Below are 16,187 nucleotides of genomic sequence, written 5' to 3' on the forward strand. Positions count from 1 at the left end.
GAAGAAATCCGAAGGCCGGTCCGCGCCCCGGACCGGCCTCTTCATGTCCGCACCGGAGTGTCCCGGCCGTCAGGGGGCACATGCACCACAGCGGGGGGTCCTGAGGAGAAGGGGCGGAGATGGAGATCGACGGCATCATCAGTGCCATCGTCATCGGCATCGTCATCGGCGTCCTGGGCCGGCTCGTGGTCCCGGGCCGTCAGCGGATCGGAATCCTGTGGACGATCCTCGTCGGCGTCATCGCCGCGTTGATCGGATCCGCGGTCGCCGCCGCGCTCGGCGTCGCCGACACCAACGGCGTCGACTGGGTCGAGTGGCTCATCCAGATCGGCCTCGCCGCTCTCGGCGTCGCCGCACTGGACCGCTCGAAGGCACGCCGCTGACCGCGTAGGACAGCGACGGCGTCACGACAGCGACAGCACGGCGTGGCAACAGCACGTGCGCGACGCAAGGAGACACCCGGCGTGCCGTGGCCCGGCGGCCCGGCATGCCGGAGCCGTGTGTCTCCCGGCATCAGCGGCCCGCCGACCGCATCGCGGCGAGCCCCTCACGGCTGGACGGGTACAGCGGCGTCCAGCCCAGCTCGCGTTCCGCCTTGGCGCAGGACACCGCCAGCCGCGACGACATCACCGTGTGCGCGTACGACATGGGCTTCATCAGCCACAGCGGTACGGGCATCGGCTTCGTCAGCCCGAACGCCCCGGCCACACTCTCGAGGTGGGCGCGGAAGCCGAGCGGGGTGCGGTCGGCGATGTTGTACGCCTGCCCCGGCCGGCCGCGTTGCACGGCGGCGACAACCGCGCGGGCCGCGTCGGTGAGCTCCACCCACGGCAGCACCCGGCCGCGGTCGGCGGGCATGGGCAGTTGCCGCCTGCGCAGCAGGGGCAGCAGGGCGTCAGTGCCGCCGGGGCCGTAGAACAGGCCGAAGCGGAGCGCGATGCCCTCCAGCGCCTCGGTCTCGAAGGCGAGCCGCTCCTTGGTCCGCATGGCCGCGATGTGCCGCTCCAGCTGCGGGGTCCTGCCGCGCGGGCCGAAGGGGTCGCCCTCGGTGACCGGGCGGTCGCCGTGGTCCCCGTAGCCGTAGCCGAAGACCATCGACTCCACGACGAAGCGGCGGGCACCGGTGACGCGGGCGGCTTCGACGAGGTGGGCCGTGCCCTCGGTGCGCAGCGCGTCGGTGGCGAACATGTCGCGGTCACGCATGGGCGGCTTGCGCAGGGCGGTCGCGGCGTGGATCACGGTGTCGAAGCGGAGCCCGTCGACGGCGCGCAGCAGCGCGTCGCGGTCCATGAGGTCGGCGCGGATGCCGTTGTCGGGGCTCCGCCCGAGTCCGGTCACCTTGTGGCCCGCCTGGCTCAGGGCGCGGGTGACGTGCCGGCCGAGGACGCCGCTCGCGCCGGCGAGGAGGATGCTCTGGTTCTTGTGGATCGTCGTCATGACCATGCGACGGATAGGACGGGCGTGGATGTGACATCCGGGTGGGGACTGCCGGCCGGCTACGGCGCGTACACGTACGGCGTTGTAGTGGTAAGGGGTGTGAAGCCCAGGCGTTCCAGGATGGGTCGGCTCTGGCTGGCGGCGTCGACCTGGAGGTAGCGGTAGCCGCGTGCCGCGGCCTCGTGGGCGCGGTGGGCCACCAGGGCGCGGTAGATGCCGCGGCCGCGCCAGCTCTCGACGGTGCCGCCGCCCCACAGGCCGGCGAACCGCGTGCCGGGCACGAGTTCCATGCGGGCCGCACTCACCGCCTCGTCGCCGGCCATCGCCACGACGGCGACGACGGTGTCCGGGTCGGCGGAGAGCCGGGCGAGGAGCTGGTCGCGCAGCCAGGAGCTGTCCGCGCCGAACGCCTTCTCGTGGACGTCGGCCACGAGGTCCACGCCCGTCGGGTCGGTGACCGGCTCTACGCGGACGCCCGGCGGCGGTTCGGCGTCGAGAACCAGCTCGCCGATCTCGCCGATCATCAGTGTCTCCTCGGGCTCGGGGCTGAACCCGGCCGCACGCAGCCGCTGTCCGAGATCCGCCGGCCGGTCGTGTCCGTACAGCTTCCACTCGAAGTCCAGGCCGAGCCCGGTGTAGTGGGCGATCTGCTCGGCGATCGCCGCGTCCGCCGCCGCCTCGTCGAGGGCGGACCACAGGACGCCGTTCCAGCCCTGCGCGGTGGCGACCTGGCGCACCACCTCGCCGGTCCGCTCGACGCGGTCGCCAGGGCCGTCCGGCCGCGCCCCCTCACGCAGCTCACGGTCGAACAGGGCGAGCAGCGCGGTGTGATCCAGATGAGCCATGGGCACACCTCAGCATGCGCCAGGGAGCCGTGCAACGCGTTTTCCGGTGCGGACGTGCGCCCCGGCGGCCGTACAGTCCTGTCGATCACGTCATCACCAGGAAGGGCCCGGCACCATGGTCGTGAAAGACAAGGAACTGCCGTACCTGCGCCGCTGCGTGGAGCTCGCGGCCGAGGCGCTCGAGGCCGGGGACGAGCCGTTCGGTTCGGTCCTGGTCGGCGGGGACGGCACGGTCCTCGGCGAGGACCACAACCGGGTGGCCTCGGGCGATCGCACGCGGCACCCCGAGTTCGAGCTGGCGCGCTGGTCGGCGGCCCGTCTCACGCCCGAGGAGCGGGCCGCGGCCACGGTCTACACCTCCGGTGAGCACTGCCCGATGTGCGCGGCAGCGCACGCCTGGGTCGGTCTCGGGCGCATCGTCTACGTCACCTCGTCCGAACAATTAGCATCCTGGCTGAGCGAGTTGGGGGTCCCCGCGCCGCCCGTGCGGACACTCCCCGTCCAGGAGGTCGCACCGGGTGTGGTCGTGGACGGCCCGGTGCCCGAACTGACGGAAAAGGTGAGGGAGTTGCACGTGCGGTTCCATCGGGGACGCGTGTGAGGCACCCGGCCGATCCCCGCCCGTCAGGCCCTGTCCCCGGGGCCTGACGGGGTCGGCCGCCCGAGATGCGGGGCCGCGTGGGCGAACGTACGATCGAATTCAACGGACCAGGCGTATGCCTCGGTCTCCCCGACGGGGGGAGGCGCATGTCCTTGCTGTCAGCACGCCGGCTGATGGCCGCCCGCATCCCCCTCGTCACGCTCGCCACAGCCGTGAGCATGACCCTCCTGGCGGCGGCTCCCGCCCGGTGGGCCGTCATCGGGCTCGCCGGCGTCGTCGCCGTGGACGGTCCGGGTGCTCGATCACCTGGACGGCCTGGAGGTGAGCATCCTCGACACGGACCGGCTGCCCATCGTCGAGGTTCCGCCGGCGAACCCCGCCGGCCTGGACGCGGTCGCCGACGCACGCCGCCTGTCCGCTCATGCCCCGCGACCGCTCAGCTCCGAGGACGACATCGACCGCCTGAGCGGGACCCTGACCCGGCTGTCCGATCGCTTCCCGCTGCGACTGAAGGGCTGGACGGCCATGACGACGCACAACGACGACGTGGACTGGGACCGCTGGCCGGTCGCCGACTACCTCCGGGAGAACTACCGGGAGGTGCATCCCTCGGACGTGGCGGTCATCGCCCACCACAGCGCGTTCTACCGCCGCTTCCCGCGCGGCGCCATCGCCCGCTCGGTGGAGTTCGGGGCGGGTCCCAACCTCTTCCCGCTGATCCTCGCGTCCGGCGCGAGCCGCAGGATCGACGCCGTGGAGGCGGGCGCGGGCAACGTCGCCTACCTCCAGGAGCAGATCTGCCACCGCCTCGACGCTAGCTGGTTCCCCTTCCACTCGCTGTGCCGGCGGCTCAACCCCGACGTGCCGGCGACCCTGGCCGGGGCGCTGGCGCCGGTGAACGTCGTCCACGCCGATGTCCGGACCCTGCCACCCGGCTCGTACGAACTCGCCTCCATGCACTTCGTCGCCGAGGGCGCGACGGAGGACTTCGCCGAGTTCGCCGACTTCTGCCGCACCTTCGTCCGCACCGTCGAGCCGGGCGGCCACCTGGTCGCCGCGTTCATGGAGAACATGCCGACGCACAGCATCGGCCCGGCCTCCCGCTGGCCCGGCTGCCCGGTCAGCCCGGCAACCGTGACCGAGGTCTTCACGCCCCTGACCCGCGACCTGGACGTCACCCACATCGACACGGACCCGACGCTGCCGGACTACGGTGATTCCGGGATGGTGCTGCTGACGGGGGTGGCGGAGGCGGTTCGAGGACACCGGTCCGGCCGCCACTGACGGCCCACCGGCAACCGACCGGGGCCTGCGGCGGCTGCGGCTGCGGTCCGGGCGGGCGGCGTTTCGCCGTCGGCCATGGCCATGCGCGGAGCGGACGACCGCGCTGCGCCGACGACGCCGCCCTGCGCGGCCGCGGGGAGGGCGCGGCTCCCGGGCCCGAGAGCGGTGTCACGTGGCCGCCGCCCTGTGGGACGCCGGGGCTCCGCTGCATCAGCAGCGGCACGGGCACCGTGGAGTGTCCGTCAGGTGGAGCCGCGAGGGCTCCACCCTTCGGCACCCGGGCGGCAGAACCTCGGCGGCGGGCCCTCCGGAACCCCGGCGGCAGGGCCGTCTGCCCTGCCGTGGCCGCCTCCCCCGACGCGGCCGATGAACACGGCGAGCCGGCTCCCGGCCGCGCAGCGGAACGTCGCAAGCCGTCCGTTCAGTCGTCCGTCCCCGGGCGGAACCGCCGGCGCAGGACGACTCCTCCGGCCACCAGTGCCGCGCTCGCCGCGACGGCCTGAAGGGTGTGGTCCGTGCCTGTGTGGGCCAAGGCGCCGGTGGCATGTGGGGCGGTGTGGGGGGCCGCCGGTTCGGGGGCGAGGTGAGGCCGGGGTGGGGTGGACGGCTTCGGGACCGGCTTGGGTGGGTGGTGGGGGCGGACCGGGCGGTCGCCCGGGGTGTTGGAGGACTCGTTGCCGGTCGACGCGTTGCCGATACCGACCACGTTCACGGTGTTGCCGGTGACATTGACCGGCAGGTCGACGGGCAGGTGCACGACGTTGCCGGAGACCACGCCCGGTGAATCCTTTCCGCTGCCTTCGGCGACCGCGCCGCCGGGCTTGCCGGACCGGCCTGCCCGCGCGTCGTCCTGGTTCGCGCAGCTGTTGCCCGCGGCGGGATTGAGGAGCCCCACCACGTTCACGGTGTTCCCGCACACGTTCACCGGGACGTGCACCGGCACCTGAACGGTGTTGCCGGAGACCACCCCGGGCGAACCGGCCGCCGAGCCGTCCGCCCCGGATTGGGCGTACGCGGGGACGGTCAGGGCCATCGCGCCAGAGGCGGCGGCGACGGCGATCACACCGTTTCGGGTCACCCGTTTCATAGGTTCCCTGCCTTCCAGACATCGTCGCGGGCACTCACCCGCACGAGATAAAACGCGCACAGCCGAACCGAGTTATGGCTTATCTGCCTTTCACTCCATCGAGCGGCCTGGTTGTCGAACTAGCGGTAAAGCCCTTCGCATGCGCGACGCGGCCGTGCAGGGTAGGACACTCCGCCCCCGCCCGCTCGTCCGGAGGCGCGGCTTCCGGTGCCCGCTTATGGTGAGCGAGGGCGCCGGTCCCCGGTCCGCTGCGGGGCGCCCCCTGGAGGCATCGATGCTGGCCAAGCTGTCCACGCGCCCCTCGGTGAGGCGCTGCGCGGTCCCCTGTGCGGCCGGGCTGGCCCTGCTGGGTGGGGGGCTGCCGGCCGCGGACGGCCCCGAGCCCGGCCTGGCGCGCTTCTACGACCAGAAGGTCAAGTGGTCGGCATGCGAGGGCGAGGACATACCGAAGGGCCTCCAGTGCGGCAAGGTGACCGTCCCCCTCGACTACGCCGAACCCGGGAAGGGGACGCTCGATCTCGCCCTGGCCCGCTACCGGGCCACGGGCAAGTCCCGGGGCTCGCTGCTGCTGAACTTCGGCGGCCCGGGCGGTCAGGGCGTGGGCCAACTCGCCATGGCCGGCAAGGACTTCATGGGCCTGACGAACGGCTACGACGTGGTCGGCTTCGATCCCCGGGGCGTCGGCCGCTCCTCGCCGGTCAGCTGCGGCAACGCCTCGGACGGCGCACTGGACTCGACGGGCGGTGACGCCGCCGTGGCCGATCCCCAGGCCGTGCTCGAAAAGCTGCGTCACGCGGCGACCGAGTGCACCGAGCACTCCGGCCCCGTCCTGCCCCACATCGGCACGGTGAACGCCGCCCGCGACCTGGACGTCATGCGCGACGCGCTCGGCGACGGCAAGCTCAACTACCTGGGCTTCTCCTACGGCAGCAGGCTCGGCGCGGTGTACGCGGCCCAGTTCCCCGACAAGGTCGGCAGGATGGTGCTGGACGGTGTCGACACACTCACCGAACCGCTGTCCGAGCAGGGTGTGGCGAGCGCACAGGGGCAGCAGGCCGCGCTGGAGAACTTCCTCACCTGGTGCACCGCGGACATCGCCTGCCCCTTCGGACAGAACCCGCGGGAGGCCAGGGAGCACGTGGTCCAGGTGGTCGAGTCGCTCGACGAGGACCCGGTGCCGACCGACTTCGGCGAGGCGTTCTCCGGCCAGGACTTCGCGGGCGCCCTCGCGCAGGGGCTGTACAGCAGGGAGCTGTGGCCCTCGCTCCAGCGGGCGATCGCGCAGCTGCTCGAGGACGGCGACTCCAGCCGCCTGGAGGCCTTCGCGTCCGGGGGCGTCACCCTCCCCCCGTGGCGGGCGGCCCACGGCGGGCTCGTCGACCCGGAGGACGTGCCCCTGGACAACCTGTCGGCGGCGCTGATGGCGGTCAACTGCGCGGACGATCCCGACCGCCCCGCCGCCGAGCAGGTCGGCAGGGACCTCGGCCGGCTGCGCGCCCGGTACGAGCGGGCGTCGCCGGTCTTCGGCCGGTACCGGCTCACCCAGGTGCTGATGTGCTACGGCCGCCCCAAGGGCACCGATTTCATCCGTGACGAGGTCAAGGACCTCGACACGCCGAGGATGCTGCTCGTCGGCACCCGGGGCGACCCGGCCACGCCGTACCGCTGGACGGTGGAGACGGCCGAGCGGCTCGGTTCGTCAGCCGTGGTGCTCGACAACCGGGGCGAGGGCCACACCGGCTACGGCTCCTCCAAGTGCGTGCACCGCAAGGTCGACGCGTTCCTGCTGTACGGCACTCTCCCGCCGGACGGCAGTTCCTGCGGCTCCGACCACGACACCGAGTGAGCCGTTGCGGCCACGGACCCCTCTGTCAGCCGAGTGAGACCTCGGGTGCGTAGAGGTCCAGCCACATCGCCAGGTCGAGGGTCCGCTCCAGGCCCCGCCGCGCGGCCTGGCTGCTCACGGGCGTGTCGCGGTGTGCGGCCTGCCGGAGCCGTTCGCGGTCGACGAGGTCGAAGACCGGGTGGTCCGGCCGTGCCAGGAGGTCCTTCGCCTGGTGCCGGAGGGCCACCGCGTACTTCGGGTCCTGGGTGGACGGGTAGGGGCTCTTGACCCTGTCGTACACGGACCGGGGGATCAGGTCCGCGGTCGCCTCCCTGAGCAGGCTCTTCTCCCGGCCGTCGAAGGACTTCAGCGCCCAGGGCGCGTTGTAGACGTACTCGACGAGCCGGTGGTCGCAGAACGGCACCCGGACCTCCAGGCCGACGGCCATGCTGGCGCGGTCCTTGCGGTCGAGCAGGATCCGCACGAACCGGGTCAGGTGGAGGTGGCTGATCCGCCGCATCCGGAACTCGAAGTCGCTCTCGCCGTCGAGGCGCTGGACACCGGCGACGGCGGAGCGGTAGCTGTCGGCGACGTACGACTCCAGGTCCAGTGCCTTGACCAGCTCCGGGCGCAGGACGTCGGCGTCGTCGCCGAAGTGCCGGCCGAGGCGCACCAGCCAGGGGAAGGTGTCGGCCTGGCGGGCCTCCTCGTCGAAGAACTGCTGGTAGCCGCCGAAGACCTCGTCGGCGGACTCACCGGACAGGGCGACCGTGGACCGTTCACGGATGGCCCGGAAGAGCAGGCAGAGCGAGGCGTCCATGTCGCCGAGACCGGCCGGCAGGACACGGGCCCTGATCACCTTCTCGCGTACGCCGGGGTCGGCGAGGGCGTCCGCGTCCAGCACGATGTCCTGGTGATCGGTGCCGGCGTCCCGGGCCACGTCGTGCACGAAGGGGGTGTCGGGGGTGGCGCGCAGGTCGTCGGCGACGAAGTTGTCGGCCTGACCCGCGAAGTCGACGGCGAAGCTGCGGACCTGCTCGCCGTGTGTGGCGAGCTGCCGGGCCGCGAGCGCCGTCATGGCGGAGGAGTCGAGGCCGCCGGAGAGCAGGGTGCAGCGGGGCACGTCGGCGACGAGCTGGCGGCGCACGATGTCGTCGAGGAGCGAGCGGACGGTGGCGATGGTGGTGTCACGGTCGTCGGTGTGGGGCCGCGTCCGGAGCTCCCAGTAGACGCGGTGGCGCACGCCGGTGCGGTCGACGGTGACGACGGTGCCGGGCTCGACCTCGCGCATGCCCCCCACACGGCGTGCCCCGGTGTCTTGACCATGGTGAACAGCTCACGCAGGCCGTCGAGGCCGACGCGCCGGCGGGCCAGCGGGTTGGCGAGGATCGCCTTCGGCTCGGACCCGAACAGGACGCCGTCGGGAGTGGGGTGGTAGTAGAGGGGCTTGATGCCCATGCGGTCGCGGATCAGCAGGAGCCGGTCGGTGCGGCCGTCCCAGACGGCGAAGGCGTACATGCCGTTCAGGCGCTCGACGACGGCGTCGCCCCATTCGAGGTAGCCGCGCAGGACGACCTCGATGTCGGAGTCGGTGGTGAAGCGGTGGCCGCGGGCGGTGAGCTCGCCGCGCAGTTCGGTGAAGTTGTAGGCCTCGCCCGAGTGGACGAGGGCGACGGTGCCGTGCGGGGTGGCGGCGGTCATGGGCTGGCGGCCGCCGGGCAGGTCGATGATCGCGAGCCTGCGGTGTCCGAGACCGGCGGGCCCCTCGGCCCAGACGCCGCGTTCGTCCGGGCCGCGGCAGGCCATCGTCTCGGTCATCGCGTCCAGGGTCGCTGCCTCGGCACTCAGGTCGCGGTCGAAGGAGACCCAGCCGGTGACGCCGCACATACGCGTACCTTCCGCAAATCAATTGTATTAGCCATCTAGATTTCGAGCGTGTGACAGCGGTCGGCGTCCGTCAACTCACCCGTAACGTGAGCGCGACCCACCACCCCCTCGGTTCCAGCCGGACTTTGCATGCGCAATATCCGGGGATCCGCTCCCTGACGGGGCGACATCCGTCGGAAATCGGCCGGCGGCAAAAACTTCCCAAACTTCCGGGATGACACGGCCATGCCCCCGCTCCCCCGAACCGGCGGGCCGGTTGCCCCGAATGCCCCAATGGTGAATCGGTTCTATCGTGCTGTCATGGAGCACGTTCTGAGTCCCGCGACCCTTGCCGAGCTGCGGCGCCCGCGCCCCTACCCCGCGGTCTCCGTGCTGACGCCGACCCACCGGCGCGACCCCCACAAGCCCCAGGACCAGGTCCGGCTGCGCAATGCGGTGGCCGAGGCCAAGCGGCAGCTGGAGGCCGATCCGGCGGTCAGCCGCGAACGACGGACCGAGGTCGCCCGGCACCTCGACCAGGCCCTGTCCGAGGTCGACCTGACGCACGCCGAGGACGGCCTGGCGATCTTCGCCGCTTCCGGCGAGCACCGGGTGTGGTCGCTCGCCCGGTCCGTACCCGAACGCGTGGTGCTCTCGGACACCTTCCTCACCCGCAACCTCGTCTCCGCTCAGACGGCGGAGCGGCCTTTCTGGGTGCTGTCGCTCTCCGCCGACCGCGCGACCCTGTGGAACGGCGGCATCGACCGCGTCGTCGAGGAACGGGCCGACGGCTTCCCGCTGACCCGCCGTGTGGAGAACTTCGACCCGGAACGGCAGCAGCGGGTCGGCGACCTGCCGAGCGCCTTCCGGGAGGAGCGCACCCGCCAGTTCCTGCGCGAGGCCGACACCGCGATGAACACCGTCCTGCGCGAGCACCCGCGACCGCTGTACGTCACCGGCCCGCCGGCCGCCCTCGCCCTGCTGGACGAGGTCGGCAGCGCCACCAAGGGGGCGATGCACGTCCCGCACGGCGGCCTCGCGCACGGCACGCCCGAGTCCGTGTGGCAGGCCATTCGGCCGGTGATCGAGACGGAGGCCCGCAGGAACACGGACGCCGTGACCCGCGCCCTCGAAACCGCCCGCGGACGACGGGAGTTCGCCGCCGGTGTCGACGAGCTCTGGCAGAGCGCCCGGGACGGCCGCGTCCGGCTGCTGGCCGTCGAGGAGAACTACCGGGTGACGGTCCGCGACGCCGGGGACCATCTGATCCTCGCCGAGAGCGGCGAGCTCGAGGGCCGCGAGGACATCGTGGACGAGATCGTCGAGCAGTGCCTGGAGACCGGAGCCGACGTCCGCTTCGTACCGGACGGCACACTCGGCGAGGCGGACGGCATCGCCGGCGTTCTGCGGTACTGAAGCACTCGAACACAGGACCGTCGAACACTCGCGGCAACCGGGCGCCACCTTCCCGACGGACCGTCAAACTCCCTGTGTAATCTACGACTTGATCCTCCGGAGGACCTGCTCCGCACCTACCTCGGAGTAACTCCGTGAGACTGTGGCATATGCCAGAAGCACCACCGTATCGTGTGCTGCGAAATCCCTTACAGGCCGTCGCGGGCTGTGCAACAGTCGTAACGGTCCCTCCGTCCGCCTTGGTCGAACCGTCCCCGCATCGGAGTGCGTCATGCCGTCCCACCTCTCCGCGGACCGCCCAGCCGCCCAGCCGCCCGGACGCGGCTCGGTCGACGCGCTGATCTCGCAGACGCGACGGCTCAAGGGCGACGTGGACGCCGTACGGCGCGACGCCGAGGAGGACGGATCGGACCACGCCGCAGGACGCTGGCAGCGTGCCCTGTACGACCTGGCCCTGCACCAGCTCAACGACCTCGACGAGCACTTGGCCCAGCTGCGGGACGGGCCCCTGCCCACGGCGGCGCCGGAACCCGCCGCGCCCGCACCCGGCTCACTGCTCAGCCGGGTCGGCAGCGCCGAGTGGAACCTGCTGACGGACGAGGCCAGCTGGTCCGGGGAGCTCTACCAGATCCTGGGCCGCGACCCCGCCACTCCCCCGCTCACCCTCGACGAGCTGCCGTCCCTGGTGCTCGACGAGGACCGGCCGAAGCTGACCACGATGGTCACGAACTGCCTCGTCGACGCCCGGCCCATCGACGGCGAGTTCCGCATCGCGCGTCGGGACGGCGATGTACGGACCGTGCACATGATGGGCGAACCGGTCCTCGACACCGACGGAACCACCGCCTCGATGTGGGCCGTGCTGCGGGACGTCAGCGAACTGCGCCGCAGCCAGCGGGTGGTGAGCGAGACCCGTGACTCGCTCCCCGACCGGCGGCAGGACGCGCAGACCGAGCACCGGCTCGCGGTCGAGTTGCAGGAGGCCGTGCTGCCGCAGTGGCGCGGCACCCTGCGGCTCCCGCACCGGGGCCCCAGGACCCTCGACCTCGCGGCCCGGCGCCTGCCGGCGTCCACGAACACGCTGATCGGCAGCAACTGGTACGACGCGCTCGAACTGACCGACGGCGAGACCTTCCTCAGCGTCGGCGACCTCACCGGACACGGCGTCGGCGTCACGTCGAACATGACGATGCTCCTCGGTGCCGTACGCGGCATGGCCATGGCCGGCGCCCCGCCCGGCCGGCTGATGGCCTGGCTGAACCAGTTACTCGACGCCACCGTGCAACCCGCCCTCGGCAGCGCCGTCTGCTGCCGCTACCGCCCCGCGACCCGCACCCTGGTGTGGGCGCAGGCCGGACACCCCGCCCCGCTGCTGTTCCGCGACGGGACGGGTCGTGTGCTCGGCGCACCGGACGGCGTCCTGCTCGGCGCCACCTCGGGCGCCGTCTACGGGCAGGCCGAAGAGACCCTGGAGGTGGGCGACCTGCTGCTCCTGCACACCGACGGGCTGGTACCCGGGCACACGGGAACTGCGGCCGCGAACCTCCTCCTCGACCTGGCGCCGCGTCTGACCGGGACCTCCACCGCACAGGACTGCGTACGAACGGTGGTCCAGGAGTTCGGCCAGAGCGAGCGCGCGGACAACGCCTGCGTGCTCGTCGCCAAGGTCACGGCATAGGAAACTCAGGCCTGTGCGTTGTTGCCGCCCCTGCCCTTCGTCTTCGGCAGGGCGAGCTTGATCTCCTCCCGCAGCTCCTGGATCTTCGGGTAACCGGAGTACTGGGCGGTGAGCCGGTACATCTGGCGCAGCCGGTCCCAGGTGCGGTGGGAGGAGTTGGAGCCCATCGACACCAGGGCCAGTCGCGCGTACCGGTCCGCCTGTTCGGGGTCGTCCGCGATGAAGCACGCAGAGGCCATCGACAGATAGTCGAAGATCTTCGACCGCTGCCGGCCGTCGACCCGCAGGGCCAGCGCCTTCTCCGCGTAGTGCTGGGCATGCGCGGCCGCGCCCGGCTCGAACTCGGCGAGGGTGCGGTAGGCCAGGGCCTGCATGCCGTAGAGGTCCTCCTCCTTGAAGGTCTGCATCCAGTCCGGCGGCGGCACGTCGGCCTTGTCGGAGACGAACAGGTCTTCGGCCTGCCCGAGCGTGCGGCGCATGGCCTGGCCCTTGCCCATGGAGGCCTGTGCCCAGGCCTCGATGGTGCAGAGCATCGCCCGGGTGCGGGGCAGCACGTCGTCGCCGGAGCCGGACGTGGCGAGCTTCATCAGGTCCAGGGCCTCGTCCGGCTTGCCCAGGTGCACCATCTGGCGGGCCGCACGGGAGAGTGCCTCGCCCGCGCGTGGCCGGTCCCCGCCCTCTCTGGCCGCGTGCGCGGCGATGACGAAGTACTTCTGGGCCGTGGGCTCCAGGCCGACGTCGTGCGACATCCAGCCCGCGAGGACGGCCAGGTTGGCGGCGACGCCCCACAGGCGCCGCTGGAGATGGGGTGGGTGACGGTAGGCGAGCATGCCGCCGACCTCGTTGAGCTGGCCCACCACGGCCTTGCGCTGGAGCCCGCCGCCGCGGGCGGCGTCCCAGGCGCGGAACACCTCGACCGAGCGCTCCAGTTCCTCGATCTCCTGCGACCCGATGGGGGCGGCCTCGTAGCGGTCGAACCCAGCGGGGTCGGCGTGCAGGGGATGATCGAGGTCGGGAGCGTCGGCAGCCAGGGCCGGGTCGGTGTGCAGCCAGTCGTACATGGCGCTGCTGAGTGCGGATCCCGCGGCGAGCGCGGCGCCCGCGCCCACCAAGCCGCGTCGGTTGAGCATGAGGTCCATTCCCGTGAATTCGGTGAGGACCGCGGCGGTCCGCTCGGGCGCCCACGGCACTCCGTCGGGAGACTCCGCACTCCCGCCGCCCTGCCGTTTCCCCGCACGCCCGTGCCGGACCAGACCGAGGTCCTCGATGGTCACGACACGGCCGAGACGCTCGGTGAACAGAACCGCCAGCACCTGCGGCACCGGATCGCGCGGGATCTCTCCCATGCCGATCCAACGCCGCACCCGGGAGGTGTCGGTCGCCAGCTGGGGATGGCCCATGGCCGCCGCCTGCCGGTTGACCAGCCTCGCGAGTTCGCCCTTGGACCAGCCGGCCAGGCCGAACAGGTCCGCCAGCCGGGTGTTGGGTTGTCCGCTCACGTCAAGCCCCCAGGTTCTCGGCTGAGTTGACAGTAGCCCGGGGAGACTTGCCGGGCGACTATTCGCCAGGGTTCGCCAGGGTGCGCCAGATGGTGTGCCACTGGGCATCGGGTGTCAGGTAGGAACGCGCCACCCCGACCCGGTCGCCGCAGGGACATTCCCCAGGGTGCTCCCGGGAGTCCGGGCCGGGTGGTGCGCTGTCGTCGCAGGCACACGAAGGGATCTGTCTCGCCCATGTACGCAGCATCGTCCTCCGTGTCCGCACCGCCCCGGTCGCTGCACCCCCGTCCCACGGACAGCGGCCCCTACCTCGCCCCCGCGCGGCCGGTGGCCCCCGTGCTCGGTGCGGGCAGGGCACGGCGCGGCGCGGCACTCGGCACCCAACCCCTCAGCGGGAGACTCGACTTGTCCGGCCCCCAGGGCGCGCAGCTGCGCACGGCGATCACGTCGGTGCACCGCATCTGCCCGGAGTTCGCCCCGGTGCAGGTCCTGCGCCGCAACGGACGGGCTGTGCTCCTGGTCGGTACGACCGGTCGCAGCTCGGCCGTCGCCAAGTGTTTACTGGATCACTCCCCCGCCTGGTCCGAGCGGATCCGCCACGAGATAGCGGCGTACCGGTCGTTCGTCCGGCACCGCCCTCCCGTGCGGGTGCCGAGACTGATCGCGGCGGACCCGGACAACTGCACCCTGGTGATCGAGCGGATGCCGGGGCGGGTGGCGACGCTCCAGCGGCACCCGGCCGAGGCGCCGCCGCGGGCGGACATCAGGGCGGCACTCGGCGCGATCTGCCGGCTGAACGCCTGGCGACCGCCGGCGGGCACGTTCGACGCCCCGCTGGACTACGCGGCCCGGATCTCGCGGTACCACGAGCTCGGCCTGCTCACCGACCGGGACCTGGGTGATCTCCAGAAGCTGCTGCACGGCATCGCGCAGGCGTCCGGGCGGCAGGGCATGGGCCAGTTCTGCCACGGCGACGCACTGCTGTCGAACATCCTCCTGTCACCGGCCGGTCCAGTGCTGGTGGACTGGGAGCACGCGGGCTGGTATCTGCCGGGGTACGACCTGGCGACGCTGTGGTCGGTGCTCGGGGACGCACCGGTGGCCCGCCGCCAGATCAGCCAGATCGCCCAGTCGGCGGGCCCGGCGTCCAGGGATGCCTTCCTGGTGAACCTGATGCTGGTGCTGACCCGGGAGATCCGTACGTACGAGACGGCCGTGCAGCGTTCGATGCACGACACGACCCCGGCGGCACCGGGTACGGCCCATCCTGGTGCTGCGCCGTCCGGCGAGGAGCAGCGGCTGCTGCTGCGGCGGCTGCACGACGACTGTCAGCTGGCCCGGCGGGCCGTGCGCGCGGCGGTCGGCACTCGCTGACGGGGACGAAGAGGCCGCTGTGTGCCTGGACAGGCGCACAGCGGCCCTTTCGTGTGCGGGCTGCCGCCGGGTTCAGCCCTGCTGGAAGAGCTCCGCGGGCAGTGGCTTGAGGAGGGTGTACAGGTCGTCCGTGATGGGGCGGTCCCAGGCCGCGATGGTCACCAGGACGTTGTCGCTGCGGTCGAACTGCACGCAGGAGATGCGGCCCTCGGAGAGCTTGACGCGGCGCACGATCAGGAGGTTGTCGCCCTGCATCACCGGCACGTCCTCGGTGCCGACGACGGTGACCTCCTCGTCGTTCTCCAGTGCCAGCAGCAGCTGCGCCACCTCGAAGGGGACCTGTCCCTCGGGGACCTCGCGGGCCGGGGAGCCCTCCGGCAGGTTGCCGATGATCATCGCGGGGCCGCGGCCGCCGAACAGGTCGTAGCGCAGGAAGACGCCCTGGCAGGTGCCGTCGGGGGCGGGCAGCAGTCCCGCACCGAGGTTGCCGGGCCAGTCGCCCGGGTCCATGGCCAGTACGTCGAAGTCGGGCCCGGCGGGGGTGGCGCTGCGGCGGCGGAGGAACGACATGCCGCCATGGTACGTGGCCCGGCCTGCGAAGTGTCGGGAGGGCGGCGACCCGATCGGCCCTACGCCGTCGTCCGGTGCCGTTGGTGGTGGCGGGCCACCCGGGCGCGGTTGCCGCAGGACGGTTTGCACCACTCCTGGCGCGGGTGCTCCTTGAGGAAGTACCGCACGCAGCGGGGCGCGTGGCAGGCCCGCAGCCGGTCGCGGTCGGGGCTCTCGAGGAACGCGATCACGACGTGTGCGAGGACTGCCGTGAGATCGTCGCCGCCGCGTACGGGCTGCCGGCGGACGTCGGGTCCGGCACCCTCTGGCCAGTCCAGGACGGGCACGGTGGGGGTGCGGGCGGCAGCCTCGTTGAGGCGCCGTACGGCTTCGGGTACGGGCAGGAGACGGGCCGCGTCGGCGGGGCTCGGCTCGCCGGGGCGCACGGCGCGGGCGAAGAGCGCGCGGACGGCGGCCCGCAGGTCTCGGACGGCGGCGAGCTGCGCGGCGTCGGCGGTGAAACCGGCGTCGCCCCCGCCTTCGCCGTCGGCTCGCCGCTCCCTGTCGAGGACCTCGGGGTGTGCCCGGACCCAGGCGGTCAGGCCCGCCGGGTCGGTCAGGTCGTCGGCCACACCGCCGTTGCCGTCGTGCCGGAGGGTGAGGGCGAGGTCCAGGGCGAGCCGGGCGTCCCTGCTGATCGGTTCCCGCATGAGTCTAATGATAGGC

General features: G+C 72.2%; 13 protein-coding genes and 1 pseudogene. 7 read left to right on the plus strand and 7 right to left on the minus strand.

What is annotated here, in order from left to right; all coding sequences use genetic code 11:
• Positions 1-119 precede the first annotated feature (119 nt).
• Entirely contained in the window at positions 120-383 is a 264-nt protein-coding gene (locus ACZ6TU_RS34120) for a GlsB/YeaQ/YmgE family stress response membrane protein (protein WP_467679697.1), read from the plus strand.
• Positions 384-513: 130 nt separating this feature from the next.
• Here the strand turns inward: ACZ6TU_RS34120 and ACZ6TU_RS34125 are convergent, their stop codons facing one another.
• Complete coding sequence (locus tag ACZ6TU_RS34125) at positions 514-1,437, minus strand: NAD-dependent epimerase/dehydratase family protein (protein ID WP_469552816.1); 924 nt, start codon at positions 1,435-1,437, stop codon at positions 514-516.
• 59 nt (positions 1,438-1,496) lie between these two features.
• On the minus strand, positions 1,497-2,273 hold the full coding sequence (locus ACZ6TU_RS34130; RefSeq protein WP_467679833.1) for a GNAT family N-acetyltransferase: 777 nt from the start codon (positions 2,271-2,273) through the stop codon (positions 1,497-1,499).
• Between the two features lie 124 nt (positions 2,274-2,397).
• On the opposite strand from ACZ6TU_RS34130, the gene ACZ6TU_RS34135 reads away from it, so the two are divergent.
• On the plus strand, positions 2,398-2,883 hold the full coding sequence (locus tag ACZ6TU_RS34135; RefSeq protein ID WP_469552745.1) for a nucleoside deaminase: 486 nt from the start codon (positions 2,398-2,400) through the stop codon (positions 2,881-2,883).
• A 525-nt stretch (positions 2,884-3,408) separates the two neighbouring features.
• A complete protein-coding gene (locus ACZ6TU_RS34140; RefSeq protein WP_469552818.1) occupies positions 3,409-4,167 on the plus strand; it encodes a class I SAM-dependent methyltransferase in 759 nt (252 codons plus the stop codon).
• Positions 4,168-4,588: 421 nt separating this feature from the next.
• On the opposite strand, the gene ACZ6TU_RS34145 is transcribed toward ACZ6TU_RS34140, so the two are convergent.
• Positions 4,589-5,254 carry a chaplin gene (locus ACZ6TU_RS34145; protein WP_469552747.1) on the minus strand — a complete coding sequence of 222 codons (666 nt, stop codon included), beginning with the start codon at positions 5,252-5,254 and terminating at the stop codon, positions 4,589-4,591.
• A 274-nt stretch (positions 5,255-5,528) separates the two neighbouring features.
• Here ACZ6TU_RS34145 and ACZ6TU_RS34150 point away from each other — a divergent pair, with 274 nt between their 5' ends.
• Positions 5,529-7,100, plus strand: coding sequence for an alpha/beta hydrolase (locus ACZ6TU_RS34150; RefSeq protein WP_469552749.1), 1,572 nt, complete (start codon positions 5,529-5,531; stop codon positions 7,098-7,100).
• Between the two features lie 25 nt (positions 7,101-7,125).
• On the opposite strand, the pseudogene asnB reads toward ACZ6TU_RS34150, so the two are convergent.
• Positions 7,126-8,966: pseudogene (gene asnB / locus ACZ6TU_RS34155) on the minus strand (asparagine synthase (glutamine-hydrolyzing)).
• Between the two features lie 300 nt (positions 8,967-9,266).
• Between asnB and ACZ6TU_RS34160 the strand changes: the two are divergent.
• Positions 9,267-10,361 (plus strand): baeRF3 domain-containing protein, encoded by a 1,095-nt coding sequence (locus ACZ6TU_RS34160; protein ID WP_467679705.1) that lies wholly within the window; start codon positions 9,267-9,269, stop codon positions 10,359-10,361.
• Positions 10,362-10,632: 271 nt separating this feature from the next.
• Positions 10,633-12,039: a PP2C family protein-serine/threonine phosphatase gene (locus ACZ6TU_RS34165; RefSeq protein ID WP_469552751.1), complete on the plus strand. Its 1,407-nt coding sequence runs from the start codon at positions 10,633-10,635 to the stop codon at positions 12,037-12,039.
• Positions 12,040-12,044: 5 nt separating this feature from the next.
• Here the strand turns inward: ACZ6TU_RS34165 and ACZ6TU_RS34170 are convergent, their stop codons facing one another.
• Positions 12,045-13,538 (minus strand): DNA-binding protein NsdB, encoded by a 1,494-nt coding sequence (locus ACZ6TU_RS34170; protein ID WP_467679709.1) that lies wholly within the window; start codon positions 13,536-13,538, stop codon positions 12,045-12,047.
• A 234-nt stretch (positions 13,539-13,772) separates the two neighbouring features.
• On the opposite strand from ACZ6TU_RS34170, the gene ACZ6TU_RS34175 reads away from it, so the two are divergent.
• A complete protein-coding gene (locus ACZ6TU_RS34175; protein WP_469552753.1) occupies positions 13,773-14,912 on the plus strand; it encodes an aminoglycoside phosphotransferase family protein in 1,140 nt (379 codons plus the stop codon).
• 72 nt (positions 14,913-14,984) lie between these two features.
• On the opposite strand, the gene ACZ6TU_RS34180 is transcribed toward ACZ6TU_RS34175, so the two are convergent.
• Together ACZ6TU_RS34180 and ACZ6TU_RS34185 are read right to left on the minus strand one after the other, a co-directional pair.
• Positions 14,985-15,482: a hypothetical protein gene (locus ACZ6TU_RS34180; RefSeq protein WP_399416154.1), complete on the minus strand. Its 498-nt coding sequence runs from the start codon at positions 15,480-15,482 to the stop codon at positions 14,985-14,987.
• A 59-nt stretch (positions 15,483-15,541) separates the two neighbouring features.
• Positions 15,542-16,171, minus strand: a complete 630-nt coding sequence (locus tag ACZ6TU_RS34185; RefSeq protein ID WP_469552755.1) for a CGNR zinc finger domain-containing protein — start codon at positions 16,169-16,171, stop codon at positions 15,542-15,544.
• Positions 16,172-16,187: the final 16 nt, after the last annotated feature.

This window comes from Streptomyces sp. NPDC052064, assembly GCF_055585925.1.